Annotated in this window: 16 protein-coding genes; 8 read left to right on the top strand and 8 right to left on the bottom strand. The window is 71.4% G+C overall.

The genetic code is table 11. From position 1 onward, the window contains the following. Positions 1-18: 18 nt before the first annotated feature. Genes ACZ5UI_RS11320 through ACZ5UI_RS11310 form a run of 3 tightly spaced genes read right to left on the bottom strand, consistent with a single transcriptional unit; the run spans position 19 to position 3,061 of the window. Positions 19-1,536 carry an alpha/beta hydrolase gene (locus ACZ5UI_RS11320; RefSeq protein ID WP_464197286.1) on the bottom strand — a complete coding sequence of 506 codons (1,518 nt, stop codon included), beginning with the start codon at positions 1,534-1,536 and terminating at the stop codon, positions 19-21. Between the two features lie 36 nt (positions 1,537-1,572). Further along, the gene (locus tag ACZ5UI_RS11315) at positions 1,573-2,091 is read right to left on the bottom strand and encodes a PaaI family thioesterase (protein ID WP_464197285.1); all 519 of its coding nucleotides are present in this window, start codon (positions 2,089-2,091) and stop codon (positions 1,573-1,575) included. A gap of 7 nt (positions 2,092-2,098) precedes the next feature. Then, entirely contained in the window at positions 2,099-3,061 is a 963-nt protein-coding gene (locus ACZ5UI_RS11310; RefSeq protein ID WP_464197284.1) for an LLM class F420-dependent oxidoreductase, read from the bottom strand. Between the two features lie 74 nt (positions 3,062-3,135). Between ACZ5UI_RS11310 and ACZ5UI_RS11305 the strand changes: the two genes are divergently transcribed. From ACZ5UI_RS11305 to ACZ5UI_RS11290, 4 genes are read left to right on the top strand one after another with little or no spacing between them, the layout of a single operon-like run. Further along, positions 3,136-3,807 carry a calcium-binding protein gene (locus ACZ5UI_RS11305; protein WP_464197283.1) on the top strand — a complete coding sequence of 224 codons (672 nt, stop codon included), beginning with the start codon at positions 3,136-3,138 and terminating at the stop codon, positions 3,805-3,807. Between the two features lie 22 nt (positions 3,808-3,829). Further along, positions 3,830-4,225: a hypothetical protein gene (locus tag ACZ5UI_RS11300; RefSeq protein WP_464197282.1), complete on the top strand. Its 396-nt coding sequence runs from the start codon at positions 3,830-3,832 to the stop codon at positions 4,223-4,225. Beyond that, positions 4,222-5,277 carry a DUF2332 domain-containing protein gene (locus ACZ5UI_RS11295; protein ID WP_464197281.1) on the top strand — a complete coding sequence of 352 codons (1,056 nt, stop codon included), beginning with the start codon at positions 4,222-4,224 and terminating at the stop codon, positions 5,275-5,277. The genes ACZ5UI_RS11300 and ACZ5UI_RS11295 overlap by 4 nt, the downstream gene beginning before the upstream one ends. Next, on the top strand, positions 5,274-5,870 hold the full coding sequence (locus ACZ5UI_RS11290) for a hypothetical protein (protein WP_464197280.1): 597 nt from the start codon (positions 5,274-5,276) through the stop codon (positions 5,868-5,870). The genes ACZ5UI_RS11295 and ACZ5UI_RS11290 overlap by 4 nt, the downstream gene beginning before the upstream one ends. 4 nt (positions 5,871-5,874) lie before the next feature. On the opposite strand, the gene ACZ5UI_RS11285 is transcribed toward ACZ5UI_RS11290, so the two are convergent. Beyond that, complete coding sequence (locus ACZ5UI_RS11285) at positions 5,875-6,033, bottom strand: hypothetical protein (protein ID WP_464197279.1); 159 nt, start codon at positions 6,031-6,033, stop codon at positions 5,875-5,877. A 93-nt stretch (positions 6,034-6,126) separates the two neighbouring features. Here ACZ5UI_RS11285 and ACZ5UI_RS11280 point away from each other — a divergent pair, with 93 nt between their 5' ends. Both ACZ5UI_RS11280 and ACZ5UI_RS11275 read left to right on the top strand, forming a co-directional pair. After that, entirely contained in the window at positions 6,127-7,341 is a 1,215-nt protein-coding gene (locus ACZ5UI_RS11280; RefSeq protein ID WP_464197278.1) for an acetyl-CoA C-acetyltransferase, read from the top strand. Then, positions 7,342-9,555, top strand: coding sequence for a 3-hydroxyacyl-CoA dehydrogenase NAD-binding domain-containing protein (locus ACZ5UI_RS11275; RefSeq protein WP_464197277.1), 2,214 nt, complete (start codon positions 7,342-7,344; stop codon positions 9,553-9,555). Here the strand turns inward: ACZ5UI_RS11275 and ACZ5UI_RS11270 are convergent. From ACZ5UI_RS11270 to ACZ5UI_RS11255, 4 genes are all read right to left on the bottom strand, one after another. Continuing rightward, positions 9,552-11,441, bottom strand: a complete 1,890-nt coding sequence (locus tag ACZ5UI_RS11270; protein ID WP_464197276.1) for a sensor histidine kinase — start codon at positions 11,439-11,441, stop codon at positions 9,552-9,554. The genes ACZ5UI_RS11275 and ACZ5UI_RS11270 overlap by 4 nt on opposite strands. 130 nt (positions 11,442-11,571) lie before the next feature. Beyond that, positions 11,572-12,309 (bottom strand): helix-turn-helix domain-containing protein, encoded by a 738-nt coding sequence (locus ACZ5UI_RS11265; protein WP_464197275.1) that lies wholly within the window; start codon positions 12,307-12,309, stop codon positions 11,572-11,574. A gap of 82 nt (positions 12,310-12,391) precedes the next feature. Beyond that, positions 12,392-13,381: a hypothetical protein gene (locus ACZ5UI_RS11260; protein WP_464197274.1), complete on the bottom strand. Its 990-nt coding sequence runs from the start codon at positions 13,379-13,381 to the stop codon at positions 12,392-12,394. Positions 13,382-13,594: 213 nt separating this feature from the next. Continuing rightward, positions 13,595-14,614, bottom strand: coding sequence for a S8 family serine peptidase (locus ACZ5UI_RS11255; RefSeq protein WP_464197273.1), 1,020 nt, complete (start codon positions 14,612-14,614; stop codon positions 13,595-13,597). Positions 14,615-14,820: 206 nt separating this feature from the next. On the opposite strand from ACZ5UI_RS11255, the gene ACZ5UI_RS11250 reads away from it, so the two are divergent. Then, positions 14,821-16,617 (top strand): PAS domain-containing sensor histidine kinase, encoded by a 1,797-nt coding sequence (locus ACZ5UI_RS11250; RefSeq protein ID WP_464197272.1) that lies wholly within the window; start codon positions 14,821-14,823, stop codon positions 16,615-16,617. Further along, on the top strand, positions 16,617-17,249 hold the full coding sequence (locus ACZ5UI_RS11245; protein WP_464197271.1) for a response regulator: 633 nt from the start codon (positions 16,617-16,619) through the stop codon (positions 17,247-17,249). The genes ACZ5UI_RS11250 and ACZ5UI_RS11245 overlap by 1 nt, the downstream gene beginning before the upstream one ends. The last annotated feature ends 142 nt before the right edge of the window (positions 17,250-17,391 follow it).

Raw genomic sequence — 17,391 nt, 5'->3', positions numbered from 1 at the left:
CGCGATGTGAACGGTTCGTCAGCGCGGCGTCAACTGACCCTTGGCCGCGACCGGCACGCGCACCTTCGCGGAGGCGATCTTGACCGTGGCCTGGGAGCGCTGGTCGACCCACTGCTTGGTGCCGGCGATCAGCTGCAGCTCGTAGCGGTCGCCCGCCTTGGCGGTGGAGATGATCGGGATCAGGTCGCGGCTGACCGTGTGGGGCTTGCCGTCGCTGACCAGCGGGATCGGCACCGCGTTGTTGCCGACGACGACCTTCTTGGTCACGTTGACCAGCTGCGCGTAGATCGTCGTGCGGGGCGTCGTCGAGGTCGCGGTGTAGGCCAGCGTGGCGCGGGGCGCGCCCACCAGCATCGCGGCCCGCTTGGCCGTGGCCCGCGCGGTGACCACGTTGCCGGTGACCGGGACGGAGGCGATCGCCGTCCCCGAGGTGGCGCCCGGCGTGACGGTCAGCGTGCCCTTGCCGGAGCCGGTCAGCGGCTTGGTCTGCTTGACCGGGTACTGCGTCGCCGTGTAGTAGCGGCCGTCGTCGGAGCGGCCCTCGAAGGCCGGCTCGTCGACCGTGCCGGTGCCCTTCAGGTACTTGGCCAGCCACGCGTCGGTGAGCTGGTCGGGGACCGGGTCGCCCTGCGCGCGCTCCAGGCCGGCGAGGCTCAGGTCGGGCGAGGTCAGCGTGCCGCCGTTGCCGACCAGGCAGGCGCCGTGGCCGCCGCAGACCCATACGAGCTTGACCGGCGTCCCGTTGGCCTTCAGCCGCTGGTAGATCTTGACGTCCTCGTCGAGCGGGAAGAGCGTGTCGATCGTGCCGCCCATGATCAGCGTGGGGGCCTTGATCTTGGCCAGCGCTGCGTCGCCGGGCCCGCGCGAGACGAACCACGCCTCGTCCGCGGCGCTGAGCACGCCGGTCGCCGTGGCCGATGTGTAGGCCGAGCGGATGTGCGGGTCCAGGCCCTTGGAGGCGGCCGACGAGTAGAGCAGCGTGTTCCAGCCCTGCTTGAAGGTCTGGTCCTTGTAGAGGCTCGTCTGCAGCGAGTGCCAGCCGACGACGGGCACCAGCGCGTCGATGCGCGGATCGATCGAGGCGGTCGAGTACTGGATGCCGCCGCCGTAGCTGCCGCCGACCATGCCGACGCGCGGGTCGCCCGGCGCGTCCAGCTGCACCGAGGGCTGCTGCGCGGTGAAGTCGATCAGGGCCATCGTGTCGCGGCCCTCGACGTCGGGCGCGTCGATCGTCGCCTCGCCGCCGGACTGGCCGAACCCGCGCGGGTCCCAGGTCAGGACGTTGTAGCCCTCGTCCAGCAGCGCCTTGATCACGCCCGTGGAGGGGTCGTTGGCGCCGGCCTGGGCCCAGCCCGGGCCGTTGAGCACCACCGGCGCGCGCTGACCGGGGGCCAGCGACGGGTTGGGGAACCAGTGCGCGACGATCGGCGTCCCGTCAAAGGACGTGATCGTGATGTCCTGCGCCTGTGCGGACGCAGCGGTGATTGCGAACGCGGACCCCGCGCAGAGCGCGGTCGCGGCGAGCCTGACCCTCATGAACGCGAGCGTACACCCAATCGGGATGGGCGTGTGTCAGGTGGGCGCCATCACGATGAGGCTGGCCGTGGCGGTGGCCAGCACCTTGCCCGCCTGGTCGAGCAGCTCGCCCTGGGCGAAGGCGACGCGCCGGCCCGGCTTGGTCACCCAGCCGCGGGCCACGAGCCGTCCGCTGCTGGCGTGCACGGGGCGTAGGTAGCTGACCTGGAGGTCGATGTGCGCGTACCCGGTGCCGGCCGGAAGCTGGGTGTGCACCGCGCAGCCGGTGACGGTGTCGAGCATCGTGCAGACCAGCCCGCCGTGGATCATCCCGATCGGGTTGTAGGCCGACTCGTCCGGCGTCACGGCGAAGCGCACCTCGCCGTCACCCACCTCGACGATGTCGAAGTCGAACAGCATGGCGATCGGCGGCGGGGCGATCGCGCCGTCGCGGATCGCCTCCATGAACGCGCGGCCGTCGAGCTGGGCGCCGGCCGCGGCGGTGACCATCGGGTCGTACCAGGTGATCGTCTTCTCGCGCGGCGAACCCCACGCCTCGGGAACGGTGGTGCTCATCGGGGCTTCACCGCCTCGCGCTCGCGCGCAGCGCGGGGGCGACCTCGCGGGCCATCAGCTCGATCGACTCCCAGTCGAACGACGGCATGGCGCCCATCAGGAAGTCGTGCGCGCCCAGGGCGCGGAAGGGCAGCAGCCGCTCGACGACCTGCTCGGGCGTGCCGTAGACGAACATGTCGGCCATCCGCGGGTTGACCTCGCGGAAGTGCGCGATCTGCGGCTCGGCGATCGCGGCGGCATCGGCCTCGTTGGCCCGGACCACGACCCGGAAGGTCATCGAGACGCGGATGTCGTCGAAGTCGCGGCCGACGTCGGCGCAGTGGCCGGCCAGCACGTCGAGCTTGTGCTGGTGCTCCTCGGGGGTGCTCAGGAACGTGTTCCAGATGTCGGCGTGCTCGGCCACGATGCGCAGCGTGCGCTTCTCGCCGCCCCCGCCGATGACCAGCGGGATGTGCGCCTGGACCGGCTTGGGCTCGCACCAGGCGTCCTTCAGCTGCCAGTGCTTGCCCTCGAAGGTGGTGGTCTCCTGGGTCCACATGCTGCGCAGGATCCGGCAGGCCTCGTCGAGCATGTCCATGCGCTCGCCGATGCGCGGGAACGGGATGCCGTACTGGTCGTGCTCCAGCTCGTACCAGCCCGCGCCCATGCCGTACTCGATGCGCCCGCCCGAGACGTGGTCGAGCGTGGCGACGATGTTGGCCAGCACCGCGGGGTGGCGGTAGGTCACGCTGGTGACCAGCATCCCGCAGCGGATCTTCTCGGTGTGGGCGGCCATCGCCGCCATCAGCGTCGGGCCCTCGAAGCACGGGCCGGTGGTCTCGCCGACGATCGGCAGGAAGTGGTCGAAGTCGCTGACCCAGTCGAACCCGAGCTCCTCCGCGCGTCTCCACAGCTCTTCGAACTGCTGGTAGGTGCCGTTGTGCTGCCCGGCGTGGACGCCGACGCGGATCGAGTCACCGTGGATGCGCATGTCTTCGACGGTACAGAGCGGGCCGATCGGGCTTATTCCGTGCGCCGATCGGTATCATCCCGGCCATGTCACGGATGGCACCTTTCGCGCTCGCCCTCGGGCTCCTCGTCTCGCTGCTGGCCACCGCATCGGCGCAGGCGGCGCCGCAGCGCTGCACGATCACCGGCACGTCCGGCCACGACGTGCTCCGCGGCACGCCGGGCCCCGACGTCATCTGCGGTCGCGGCGGCGGCGACGCGATCCTGGCCGGCGCCGGCGACGACGTGATCCGGGGCGGTGGCGGAGCGGACCGCATCAAGGGCGGCGCTGGCGATGACCGCCTCGTCGGCGGCCCGGGCGCCGACCTGCTGCTCGGCGGCACCGGCGACAACACGATCGACCGCCACGCCAACGACCTCGTGGGCGACTACCAGGTGAAGTTCGTCGTCGTCGTGCACGGGGCGAAGGACCACCAGTTCACGGTGCGTGAGGGCTCGGACTCGTTCTGCACCAGGGACGAGAGCCACGGCACCTACACGCCGGACAGCAACGCCTGGTCGCTCGAGCTCGTGCTGACGGTGAAGACCTTCGGCGGCTGCTTCGCGCAGCGCCCGGAGAACTCGTGGATGTTCAGCGTCGCGGGCGACGACCTCGGTCAGGTCAAGTTCCACGAGAACTGGGCCGAGCAGGAGTGGGAGTGCATGCCGGGGATCTGGCCGCGCGCGAAGTGCGAGGGCGACCGCGACGGCATCGACGTGACGCTGTAGACAAAGCCGGATAATCCCCGGCATGTCCACATCAGAGCGGAGGGGAACCCCGGGCGGCGTAGCGGTCGTCGGGACGCTGGCGCTGATCATCGGCGTCTTCCAGACCATCGGCGGAATCCTGATGGTCATCTTCAACAACCAGTTCGACGGCTACTCGTCGGGCGACGCGGTCATCTTCGGCCTGATCACCGTTGCGGTCGGCCTGATCTACATCTGGGTCGGCCGGGGCCTGATCGCGCTGAACCCCAGCGCGCTGTTCGTCGGCCTGTTCGTGTCGGGCTTCCGCCTGGTCTACGACATCGTCTGGCTGATCGCGGTGGGGCTGGACGGGATCGGGTTCGTCAGCCTGATCACGATCGTCGTCAACCTGATCGTGTTCCTGGCGCTCTGGTCGGGTCGCTCGGCCTTCAACCGGTGAGCGACCCGCGCGCCGTCCTGCTGGCCACGTTGGCGGAGAACGCCGACGTGGCCCGGCTGTCGCCCTCGCCGTTCTACGCGACGCTGCTGGAGGGCATGGCCGACGACGTGCGCGCGGATGGGCCGACCTGGTCGCTGCTGGAGCCCTACGCGACCGAGCCGGCCACCGAGTACTTCGCGTTCCGTGCGCTGGCCGGCGTGCACTACGAGGTGCTGGCCGGTGCGCGGCCCGAGCTGGCCCGGCACTTCCCGTCGGTGGGCGGCGACGGGGACGCCGGCGCCGCCTGGCCGTTGGTGCGCGCGGTCCTGGCCGATCAGGATCCCGACGTCGTCGCCGAGTTCAGCCACCCGCTGCAGACGAACGAGACCTCGCGCTGCGGCGCGCTGATCGGCGGGTTCTGCGAGGTCGCGGCGTCCACCGGGCTGCCGCTGCGCGCGCTGGAGCTGGGCGCCAGCGCCGGCCTGAACCTGCACTTCGATCGCTACCGCTACGAGCAGGGCGGCCTGGCCTGCGGTCCGGCGGACAGCCCGGTCGTGTTCCGCGACTACTGGGAGGGCGGCACGCCGAAGCTCGACGCGCCGCTGCGCGTGGCCGAGCGCGCCGGCTGCGATCTGTCGCCGCTGGACCCGAGCTCGGAGGCCGACTGCCTGGCGCTGCAGTCCTACGTGTGGCCGGACGAGGCCCAGCGCCTGGCCGACCTGCGCGCGGCGTTGTCGGTCGCGCGCTCCAGCCCCGTGACGGTCGACGCCGAGAGCGCCGACAGCTGGGTGGACCGCCAGCTGCAGGCGCTGCCCGAGGGCCTGGCCACCGTCGTCTACCACTCGGTCTTCTGGACCTACGTGCCCGACGCGGTCCGGGCCCGGATCGCCACGACGCTCTCCGACGCCGCCGCGCGCGCGACCGCTGCGGCGCCGTTGGCCTGGCTGCACTACGACGAGGGCACCGAGGACCCACGCGTCGTCGAGCTGCGCCTCACGCAGTGGCCGGGCGGGGAGGAGCGACTGCTGGGCACGGGTCGCCACCACGCCCATCCGGTGCGCTGGCTGGGGTGACCTACGACGCGCTCGTCGCGGCGGTCGGCCCGGAGCGCTACCGGGCCGCGTGCGACTGGGCCCAGCGAGCGGGCGATTGGCCCAAGGATCTGGCGATGGTCCCGCACGAGCTGTCCGACCTGTGGGACGACGACACGGTGCCGATGGCCGACCGGCTCGACCTCGCGCTGCGCTTCCACCGCGAGATGCCCTGTTACGCGCACCTCATGTACCTGAAGAGCTGGTTCCGCGATCTCGGCGAGCCGGAGCGCGCGACCGTGTGGGACACCTACCGCGAACGGCTCATCGATGGCGACGACCACGTCGCCTATTCGCTGTGGGTCGACTTCTTCGAGGACCCCGCCACCGTCGCGGCCGCCTGGCACGACATGACCCGTCGCGACCGCCCCGCTCGCGACGCCCGCCTGCGCCGCGTGCTCGCCATCGCCGGGCCGGTGCCCTGGCCGCTGAAAGCCGAGCTGTTCGAGGAGCTCGTGGGCGATCCGACCTGGCACCCCGCAATCCGCCGGGCCATCTCCGGCAGCGCCACCGACGTCTTCGGCCAGATCGATGAGCGCGACGCGGCCCGCTGGCGCCGACGTGTGGGGGCCTAGGGCACTAGAGCACGACCACCACGATCAGGATCACCACCGCGATCAGCAGCAGCGTGCCCGTGATCGTGACCGGCTTCTGGCGGTACCAGAACTGCGGGTCGGCCCGATCGCGCGTGTAATGGCCTTCGGGCGGGGTACCGACCCAATCGTCGTCGTCGTCCATGGACGCATACTGCCCGGTTTCGGACTCGTTGACTGGCCGATCAACCAGTAGACTCGACAGCACGCCTCACCGATCGAACCAAGGATCCCGTCCATGAGCACCGAAGCGCTCGTTTTCGATGCCCTGCGCACGCCGCGCGGCAAGGGCAAGAGCAACGGCTCCCTGCACTCGACCAAGCCCGTCGACCTCGTCGTGGGCCTGATGCACGAGATGCTGAGCCGCAATGTCGACCTCGATCCCCAGCGGGTCGACGACGTCGTCCTCGGCGTGGTCACGCCCGTCGGCGACCAGGGCGCCGACATCGCCAAGACCGCGGCCATCAAGGCCGGCCTGCCCGACACCGTCGCGGGCGTCCAGCTGAACCGCTTCTGCGCGTCCGGCCTGGAAGCGGTCAACGTCGCCGCCCAGAAGGTCGCCTCCGGCTGGGAGGACCTGGTCTTCGCCGGCGGCGTCGAGTCGATGTCGCGCGTGCCGATGGGCACCGACGGCGGCGCGTGGGCGATGGACCCCGAGACCGCCTACGACACCTCGTTCGTCCCGCAGGGCATCTCCGCCGACCTGATCGCCACGGTCGAGGAGTTCAGCCGCGAGGACGTCGACGCCTACGCCGTGCGCTCGCAGGAGCGCGCCGCGGCCGCGCAGGCCGAGGGCCGCTTCGCCAACTCGGTCGTGCCCGTGCTCGACATCAACGACCAGGTCGTCCTGGACAAGGACGAGTTCATCCGTCCCGGCACCACCGTGGAGACGCTGGGCGGCCTGAAGCCGTCGTTCGCCGCGATGGGCGAGATGGGCGGCTTCGACGCGGTGGCGCTGCAGAAGTACCACTGGGTCGAGAAGATCAACCACGTCCACACCCCGGGCAACTCCTCGGGCATCGTCGACGGCGCCGCGCTGGTGGCCATCGGCAACGAGAAGACGGGCGAGGCGCTGGGCCTGAAGCCGCGCGCGCGGATCCTGGCCACGGCGCTGTCGGGCGCCGACCCGACGATCATGCTCACCGGCCCCGCGCCGGCGTCCAAGAAGGCGCTGGCCAAGGCCGGCATCACGGTCGACGACCTCGATCTGGTCGAGATCAACGAGGCGTTCGCCGCGGTCGTGCTGCGCTTCGTCAAGGACATGGGCCTGGACATGGAGAAGGTCAACGTCAACGGCGGCGCGATCGCCATGGGCCACCCGCTCGGCGCGACCGGCGCGATGATCCTGGGGACCATCGTCGACGAGCTGCACCGCACCGGCGGCAAGTACGGCCTGTGCACGCTCTGCGTGGGCGGCGGCATGGGCATCGCGACCGTGGTGGAGGCGATCTAGATGGCGGACTTCACCAACACGATCCGCTGGGACCAGGGCGAGGACGGCATCGTCGTCCTCACGCTGGACGATCCCAACCAGGGCGCCAACACGATGAACGCCGACTACCTCGCCTCGATGAGCGCGACGGTGGACCGGCTGGAGGCCGAGAAGGACGCCATCACGGGCGTCGTCATCACGAGCGCGAAGAGCACGTTCTTCGCCGGCGGCGACCTGAACGACCTCAAGCGCGTGACCAAGGCCGACACGGTCGAGTTCTCCGGGTTCGTGCGCGAGGGCAAGTCCCTGCTGCGCCGCCTGGAGACGTTCGGCAAGCCGGTCGTCTCGGCCATCAACGGCGCGGCGCTGGGCGGCGGGCTGGAGATCACGCTGGCCACGCACTACCGCGTCGCGCTGGACTCGCCCAAGGTGCAGCTCGGCTTCCCCGAGGTCCAGCTCGGCCTGCTGCCGGGCGCCGGCGGCGTCGTGCGCTCCGTGCGCATGGTCGGCATCGTCGACGCGATGATGCAGTGGCTGCTGCAGGGCACGCGCCATCGCCCCGACAAGGCCAAGGAGCTCGGCTTCATCGACGAGCTCGTGACCACGCCCGAGGAGCTGGTCCCGGCCGCCAAGGCCTGGATCAACGCCCAGGGCGAGGACTTCGCCGGCCAGAAGTGGGATCAGAAGGGCTACAAGATCCCGGGCGGCACGCCGGCCACGCCGAAGCTGGCCATGAACCTGCCCGCCTTCCCGGCCAACCTGCGCAAGCAGCTGAAGGGCGCGACCTACCCGGCTCCGCACCACATCATGGCCGCGGCCGTGGAGGGCGCCCAGGTCGATGTGGACACCGCGCTGGAGATCGAGGGTCGCTACTTCGTCGACCTGGCCACCGGTCAGATCGCCAAGAACATGATCCAGGCGTTCTTCTTCGACCTGCAGGCGGTCAACGGCGACCGCGGCCGGCCGGCGTCGATCGAGCCCTGGCAGGCGACGAAGGTCGTCGTGCTGGGCGCGGGCATGATGGGCGCCGCGATCGCCTACGTGTGCGCGAAGGCGGGCATCGAGGTCGTGCTCAAGGACGTCGACCAGGCCGCCGCCGACCGCGGCAAGGGCTACAGCGAGAAGCTCGTGGCCAAGGGCGTGGAGCGCGGCAAGACGACGCAGGAGAAGGGCGAGAAGCTCCTCTCGCTGATCACCGCGACGACCGATCCGGCCGACGCCGCGGGCGCCGACCTGGTCATCGAGGCCGTGTTCGAGGACCCGGCGGTCAAGGCGCAGGTGTTCGCCGAGATCGAGCCGCATCTGGCCGAGGGCGCCCTGCTGGGCTCCAACACGTCGACCCTGCCGATCACCCAGCTGGCCGAGGGCGTCTCTCGCCCCACCGACTTCATCGGGCTGCACTTCTTCAGCCCCGTGGACAAGATGCCGCTGCTGGAGATCATCAAGGGCCAGGACACCGGCGACGAGGCGGTCTACCGCTCGCTGGACTTCGCCAAGCAGATCCGCAAGACGCCGATCCTGGTCAACGACTCGCGCGGGTTCTTCACCTCGCGGGTGATCGGGACGTTCATCAACGAGGGCATCGCGATGCTGACCGAGGGCGTTCCGGCGCCGTCGATCGAGCAGGCGTCCTCGCAGGCGGGCTACCCGGCGCCGGTGCTGCAGCTGTCCGACGAGCTGAACCTCAAGCTCATGCGCAAGATCCGCAACGCCGCCAAGAACGCCGGCGACGCGGTGGGCACGGGCTGGGACGAGCATCCGTCCGAGCAGGTCATCGACCGCATGCTCGACGAGTTCGACCGGCCCGGCAAGCTCGAGGGCAAGGGCTTCTACGCCTACGAGGACGGCAAGCGCGCCGGCCTGTGGACGGGTCTGAAGGACGCCTTCCCGATCGTCGCCGATCCGTCGGCGATCTCGCTGAAGGACCTCGAGGAGCGCATGATGTTCATCGAGTCCATCGAGACCGTCAAGTGCGTCGACGAGGGCGTCATCGAATCGGTGGCCGACGCGAACATCGGCTCGATCATGGGCATCGGCTTCCCGGCCTGGACCGGCGGGGTGCTGCAGTACATCAACGGCTACGAGGGCGGCGTGCAGGGCTTCGTCGACCGCGCCCGTGAGCTGGCGGCGCAGTACGGCGAGCGCTTCGAGCCGCCGGCGTCGCTGGTCGAGAAGGCCGAGCGCGGCGAGGTCTACGCCGACGCGGCCGAGCTCGTCGCCGCGTCAGGGGACTAGCTCAACCCGTCCGACGCGTCCGGGGCCCCGTCCGCGCGGGGCTCCGGCGCGCGCGAGCTGGGCAGCCAGGCGGCGACGATCGTCCCGCCGTTGCTGCCCCGCGAGAGCACCAGCCGCCCGCCGACCAGCTCGGCGCGGTGGCGCATGCTCGACAGCCCCGCGTGGCCCGGACGCGCCTGCTGGTCGTCGAGCTCGAAGCCCACGCCGTCGTCGGCGATGCTCAGCACGAGCGACCCGCCGTAGCGACCCAGGCGGATCGTCACCCGGCGGGCGTGCGCGTGCTTGGCCACGTTCAGCAGCGCCTCCTGGGCGATCCGGTAGAGCACGACCCGCGTCTCCATCGGCGGCTCGCACTGCAGGCCGGCGCTGACGTCGACGCTGAACCCGACGTCGTCGCCCAGCTGGCGCGCGAAGACGGCGATCGCGTCGGCCGTCCCGTGCTCCAGCGCGGGCGGGGCGAGCGAGAAGAGCAGGCTGCGCAGGCGCCCGGTGGCGGCGCGGACCTCGTCGCGCAGGAGCTGCACCGAGTCGCGGTCGGCCTCGTCGGCCAGCAGCGGCTGCAGGCGCTCCAGGCGCAGCCCGACGGCGCTCATCACCTGGACGGAGTCGTCGTGCACCTCGGCGGCGATCGAGCGGCGCTCGACCTCCTGGGCGTCGACCAGCGCCGCCAGCAGCAGCTCGCGCTCGCGGTTGGTCTGGCCCAGCTGGCGCATGGTCGAGTGCAGCTGCAGCTCGCGCCGGTCGCGTGCGGAGATGTCGCGCAGCGTGATGACGGCGCCGTCGAGCCGCACGCCCTCGACCAGCGGCGAGCACAGGCACTCCATGACCAGCGGTGAGCGGCCCGGGCGGCGCACGGTCGTGCGCGCCACCGTGCGGGGGCGGCCGTCGCGCAGCGTGCCCCGGATCTCGGCCACCGCGTCGGGATCCAGGAAGGCGTCGACCGGCTGCATCACGAGGCTGTCGTCGTCCTCGGCCAGCTCGGCCGCGGCCACCCGATTGGCGAACATCACGTGGCCCTCGCCGTCGAGCACGCAGACCGCCTCGGGGACCGAGTCGAGCACGCGCTGCAGGAAGGCGAACAGGTCGGCGAGCTCCTCCTGGGAGGCCAGATGGGCGCTCAGGTCCTGCTCGGTGCCGGCCAGGCGCACCGGGGTTCCCTCGTCGTTGAGCTCCACGAACCCGCGCGAGTGGACCGTGCGGATCGCGCCGTCCAGGCGCGTGATGCGATGGATGAACGAGAACGGGCGGCCCTGGGCCAGGTACTCGGCCATCTCGCGATCGACCAGCTCGCGGTCGGGCTCCTGCTGATCCATGATCTGCGAGAAGTCCGTCGGGAACGTGCCCTCGGCCCAGCCGTAGATGGCGGCCATCTCGCCCGACCAGGTCATGTCCCCGGTCAGGAGGTCGTACTCGTAGGCGCCGACCGGACCGGCCAGCTCGCGCGTCTCCAGCCGCTCGCGCCAGCCGGTCAGGCGCTCGAGCGAGCGCGGCCGGGGCAGGACGCTGAGCACGACGCCCAGCGCGCCGTCGCCGTCGCGCGTGGTGAGCGGCACCGCCTGGCCGATGACGATGCTGCCGTCGCTGAGGATCTGCTCGAAGGTCTCGCCGACGCCGCTCTCCCAGACCCGTTGCTCGCGCTCGCGGCTGGCCGCGGCCAGCTCGGGGCCGAGCAGCGCGTCGTCATCGCGGCCGACGAGCTCGCGGCCGGGCAGGCCGAGCAGCGTGCCGAAGGCGGGGTTGGTCCAGCGGTAGGTGCCGTCCCGGTTCTTCAGGCCGACGCCGTGGCGCGATCCACCGGCCAGCTGGCTGACCAGCAGCGCGTTCTCGAGGTCGATCGCGGCGGAGGCGCCGTCGGTCGGAGCGATCGGAGAGCTGTAGAGACGCATCGAAGGGGACTACGGAGCACACCCGGAAACGGTTTCCTCTACCCGAGAAGGTCGGCCCCGCCGGGCCGAGCCACTAGCGCCGATCGCCCACATTCGTGGATGACGGCCGGCCATCCATTCGACGCAGTCCCTAGGAGGCCGCGGGCAGCGGGCTGGCCGACGCGCCGGTGAACACCGCGTGCAGCTGCCGTTCGACCGCAGGATCCAGCACCCAGCCCGCCGTCGTCTTGCGCAGCTGGCCGTCGCGCGCCAGCTGGGCCAGCGCGGTGGAGACCGGGGGACGGGACGCCGCGACGAGGCCGGCGATCGTCTCGTGGGTCAACGGGATCGGCACCAGGACACCGGACATGGTCATCCGGCCCCAGCGGTTGCCCAGCTCCCAGAACAGCATCAGGAGCCGTTCCTCGATGCGCGGGACGCGGGCCAGGGCGACCTGCCGCGTGACCCGTCCGTGCTGCTCGGTGACCCGTGCGGCGATGTCGATCAGGATCGAGGGCCAACGGGCGACGATCGAGATCAGGCGGCGGTCGAGCAGGGCCAGCGAGCACGGCGTCAGCGCGGTCCAGCCGACGCACAGCGTGCCCGGGCAGTCGACGGGCTCCTCGCCCCACGGGCGCAGCACGTCACCGGCGCCGAACAGCTGCGTGGTGGTGCGCTCGCCGAGGGTGGTCGTGTGGGCGAGGGTGCCGTCGAGGACCAGCAGGCCGAGGGCACTGCGCCAGTGGGCGGTCAGCGGCTCGGGGTCCCAGTGCCCCGAGCGCAGGCGCAGCTCCGGCACGACGAGCGTACGCCGGGCGAGCTCGAGCTCACTGGCGGGCAGCTCGGCTCCCAACTGTGGATCGACGTCGATCAAAGCGACGCTGGACATGGTTCTCTGGTTTCTGTTCGGGGCGGACAGCGCCCGGACCGTGGGGGTCCGGGCGCTCTGCTCGTGGGTGGACGGCGGGCGCCTAGCGGCGCGCGACGGACCGCTTGAACACCGCCGTGCGAACCTGACCGGACGCGCGGCTGGTGATGCGAATGCGGATCGTGCCCTTGGTCTTCGGCACGATTCGCAGGGTGCCTGAGTAAGCGCGGCCGTCCTTGGACGACGCCGCCTGCTTCAGCCGCACCTGCTGGGTGAACCGCACGGTCCGGCCGTTGCGCCGACCGAGCGTCGTGACGATCACGCGCTGGGTGGACGAGCGCACGGTGCCGCGCGTCGTTCCGCGCAGCGTCTTGCGGAGCTTCAGCGTGGGCTTGAGCACCTTGCTCAGGTTGCCCGCCGCCGTGGTGCCCGCGCCCGCCGCGCCGACGTTCCCGCCGGACGTCGTCGAGGTGTTCACGCCCGCGCCGGACGTGCCGGCCGAGCCGTTGGCGCCGACCCCGGCCGAGCCGCTGGCCCCGCTGGAGCCCGACGTGCCGCCGGTTCCGTTGGTGCCGTTGGTCCCGTTCGTGCCGTTGGTCCCGTTCGAGCCGTTGGCTCCGGCGTCACCGGTGAGCGTGGCCAGCACGCAGCCGATGCTGCCGCCGGCCAGCTGGATCGGGATCAACCCGTCCCGGCAGTTGCCGTTGTCGGTCGGGAGGATGTCCGTCGGGACGATGCACAGCAGGCCCTGATCCCCGCCGATCCCGATCAACGAGTCCGGGCACGCGGCGGTGGCGGTCGGCTGGCCGGGTGCCACGCAGGCAACGCCCTGTCCAGCGACGTCGATGGCGATCAGGCTGCCCGGGCAGGCCGTGGCCTGCGGGACGGTGGGGGCGGTCGGTGCGACACACACGGTCGTACCGCCGAGCTGAATCGACACGAGACCGCCGGTGCACTGCGTGCCGGTCCCGATCAGACCTCCCAGTCCGGGAAGCCCCGGAATGGACGGCAGTGATGGAAGTGACGGCAACGATGGCAGACCAGTCGCAGACGCACTTCCGGCCATGCCGAACACGCCCACGATGGCGGCCATCGTGGCCGCCAGCAGAATCTTTCGCATCCCTTCTCCTTCGGCCTTTCACAGCCGAGTCGGCCGCGCAGTACCCCTGCACTTTGCGGCGGCTATCCGCCTCCTTGGCGAGCGTGACCCCTGCCACGCCGGGGGCATATTGCGCCGAGGAACGGACTTGTCCATCCGGGTCTGTCCTCCCCAGAACTGGTGATGGGGCGGTTGGCGCGTTCGCGCTTATCGGCCAGATTGAGAGCGGGCGCGCGCCACCGCGCCTGCGCTCGCGAGGGCGGCCGCGGCGTCGAGCCGCCCGCCGCTGGCCGAGGCGCTCAGCGCCGGCCGCACGTCGACCGAGCCGAGGATCGCGCGGCGCAGGCCGGTGACGTCCAGGGTCGGCTTGGCCGCGATCAGCAGCGCCGCGGTGGCCGTGACGAACCCGGCGGCCATCGAGCTGCCGGTGTCGTAGGCGAACGCGGAGCCCAGCGCGGGGGCCAAGACGTCGCCGCCGGGCGCGAACAGGTCGACCGCCGTCGCGCCGACGTTCGAGCTGGCCACCGGGCGATCGTTGGCGTCGGAGGCGCCCACGCAGATCACGTTGGCCAGGTCCGATGCGCAGGGGTAGGCGGCGCGCTGCTCCAGGTCGGCACCGTCGTTGCCGGCGGCCACGACGAACAGCGTGTCGGGCTGGGCGGCGATCGCCGCCTGCGTGGCCGGGACGGGATCGGGGCTGGCCAGCGACAGGTTGACGACGCGCAGGCCCAGCGCTCCGGCGCGGTCGATGGCGGCGGCCACGCCGGCGTCGGTGCCCTGGTTGTTGGCGCCCAGCGCCCGCAACGAGACGACGCGCGCCTCGGGCGCCAGGCCGACGACGCCCTGCCCGTCGGCGGGCGCGGCGATGATGCCGGCGATCGACGTGCCGTGGCCGGTGGCGTCGTCACCGCTGCCGCCGATCACGTCCTCGATCGCGGTCAGGCGCAGATCGCGGTGGGTGCGCTCGACGCCGCTGTCGACGATCCCGACCTGGACGCCCGCACCGCGGGTCACGCTCCACGCGGCCCGGGCCGAGACGTCCGCCCCGGACGTGCCCTTGTGGCCGAGCACCGTCTGGCCGCGGTTCTCCAATCCCCACTGGAGGGCGAACCCAGGATCGGCCGGCCGGGATGCGGGCGCGGCGTCGGCCAGGGCCGTGGGGATGAGCGTGAGTACGGCGAGCGTTGCGATCAGGGGGCGCAGCGCTCGGCTTGGCGTCCATGCCATTTGGGGCTTCCTTCGTGGGGCGGATGACTTGAAGGATGATTCGCACTCATCCTTCTAGTGGATCATCTGCATGAGGGAGCCCCACCCAAATGGGTGAGCCACATTGTTGGACAGAGGTTGGATCGATCCACGACCGAACGAATTCCTCTGTCCGTGGGCGGACCGTCGGCCGGTGGGCCTCGCGCGCGGGGGGCACCTAGTCGGGGTTGCCTGACACCACCCCTGCCCACCCTCAGTCCGTCCCGGCGGCGGACGTCAGCGCCATCGGCCTGGCCATCAAGGACGAGGCGGGGTACTACCGCTGGGCCAACGCCACCTACCGCGCGATCCACGACCTGGCGCAGACGCCGATCGGTCGCACGGACGCCGAGCTCCTCAGCGCACCCGTCGCCGCCCGGCGCAGCGAGCGGGAACGCCGCGTGCTCGGCGCAGGAACGAGCGAGTCCTTCCGTGAGACGGTGGGGGAGCGCGGCGGCCTGGTGGCCGGCGAGGTGCTGTGCCTGCAGGGCGCGGACGGGAGCAGCGCGCTGGCGCTGGTGTGCAGCGCCGGCGCCGGTCCGGTGCGCGAGGCGTTCGGCTGGCTGCGCCGCCGCCTCACCGATCCCGAGCTGACCGGTCCCGTGGGCTCCTACGAACTGGACCTGGTGACGGGGAAGCTGGCGTGGGACGGCGAGATGTACGAGATCTACGGCCATCCGAAGGGCTCATCCATCGAACTGGCGACGGTCATCTCCCAGCGCGAGGACGCGGAGACCACCCAGCAGCAGATCGACGACTACACGGATGCCGGTGGCCCGTACTCGGTCGTCCACCGCATCCGTCGAACGGATGGCACCGTCCGCGTCCTCCACTCGCGCGGGGCGGTCCAGCGGGATGAGGCGGGCAACCCGGTGCGGATCATCGGCACCGACCAGGACATCACCGACCAGGTGGCCGTCACGGAGGAGACCGAGCAGCTCTTCGCCTTCCATCAGCGGGTGATCGACTCGATCGCCGACGCGGTCTGCGTCATCGATACGGATGGCCGCGTGATCTTCGCCAACCAGGTGGCGCTCGATCTGATGGCCGTGGTCGACAGCGCGCGCATCGGCTTCCTGCTGGCCGAGCTGCTGGCCTCGCCCGACGCCCGCCGCGAGCTCTACGCCACGCTGAAGGACGGCCAGCAGCGCACGATCACGCGCACGGCGCTGCGCGGCGCCCGCGCTCCCGGCCGCTGGCTGGAGGGCGTGTGCGCGCCGGTGTGGGACCAGGAACGCGTCGAGGGCGCGGTCGTCACCTTCCGCGACGTGACCGTCCGCGCGCGCCAGGAGGCGCGGCTGCAGTGGAGCCTGGACGCCGTCAACATCGCCAACGAGGAGCGCGGCGCGCTCCTCGATGCGCTGGTCGACGCCCAGGAGATCGAGCGCCAGACGATCGCCGCCGAGGTGCACGACGACTCCGTCCAGGTGATGAGCGCAGTGGGCCTCGGCATCGAGCGGCTGATGCCGCAGATCTCCGACTCCGATACACGCGCGCGCATGGCCGACATGCTCGACGCGGTGCGCGGCGCGACCGGTCGGCTGCGTCAGCTGCTCTTCACGCTCTCGCCACCCGCGCTCGCCTTGCACACGGTCGCGGCGATCGAGAGCTTCGCCGGTCGGCTCCCGGAGCTGGAAGGCGTCGAGCTCGACGCCGCCAACGAGCTCGACCACGAGCCGGTGATGGCCACGCGGCTCGTTCTGTACCGGATCGCCCAGGAGGCGCTCACCAACGTCGCCCGCCACGCACAGGCGAGCCGCGTCGAGGTGCGCCTCTGTCACGCGGAGCGAGGCGTGCTGATGACGATCCGTGACGACGGCGTGGGAATCGACACCCAGGCCGCCGCCGAGCCCGGCCACGTCGGGCTGGCCAGCATGCGTCACCGCGCGGGGATCGCGGGTGGACGTTGTCGTATCGAGCCCGATCCCCGCGGCGGCACGCTCGTGACGGTGCTGCTTCCGGATGACTCAGAGGAGAGGAACTGATGCCCACCGTCTTCGTCGTGGACGACCACCCGCTGTACCGCCAGGCCCTGGCCGACGCCGTACGCGCCGACCCGCGCATGCAGGTCGTGGGGGACGCGTCCTCCGGGCGCGAGGCGCTCGATCTGCTGCTCGAGATGAGCCCGGACGTCGCCGTGCTGGACGTGAACATGCCTGGGATGGGGGGTGCCGAGGTCTCGCGCGCGCTCCGCGCCGCGGGCTCGTCCACGCGCGTCCTGTTCATCTCCGCGCACGACGACGGCAGCCTCGTCTACGACGCGCTGGCCTCCGGTGGCGCCGGCTTTCTGTCCAAGGACGCCGCCGCGCACGACATCTGCGACGCGGTCATGCGCATCTCCCGGGGTGAGGCGGTCCTGACGCCGCACGCCGGCACCGCGCTGATCGGCCAGCTGCACGAGCGGCGTGAGCGCGAGGCCGGCCCGTCGCTGACCGAACGCGAGCAGCAGGTGCTCGACCACATCGTGGAAGGGCGCTCCGCCGCGCAGATCGGCGAGCAGCTGCACCTCAGCACGGCGACCGTCAAGACCCACCTGCAGAGCCTCTACGGGAAGCTCGGCGTGTCCGATCGCGGCGCCGCGGTGGCCGAGGGAATGCGGCGCGGGCTGGTGCGCTGAGGGGCGCGGTTGGGCCGCCCGGGTGGCTGCAGACCAACCGCAAGTTCAACCCATCGCCTGACGGCGCCACCGGCGATCGATCCGACAACCCCGGCTAAGGCGTGGGCACGGGAGCCCTCGCCATCCATGACAAGGAGTCTTC

The sequence above is a fragment of the Conexibacter sp. JCM 18997 genome, assembly GCF_055391915.1.
The sequence above is the reverse complement of the archived record's forward strand: the minus strand, read 5'-3'. Positions and strand labels throughout refer to the sequence as shown.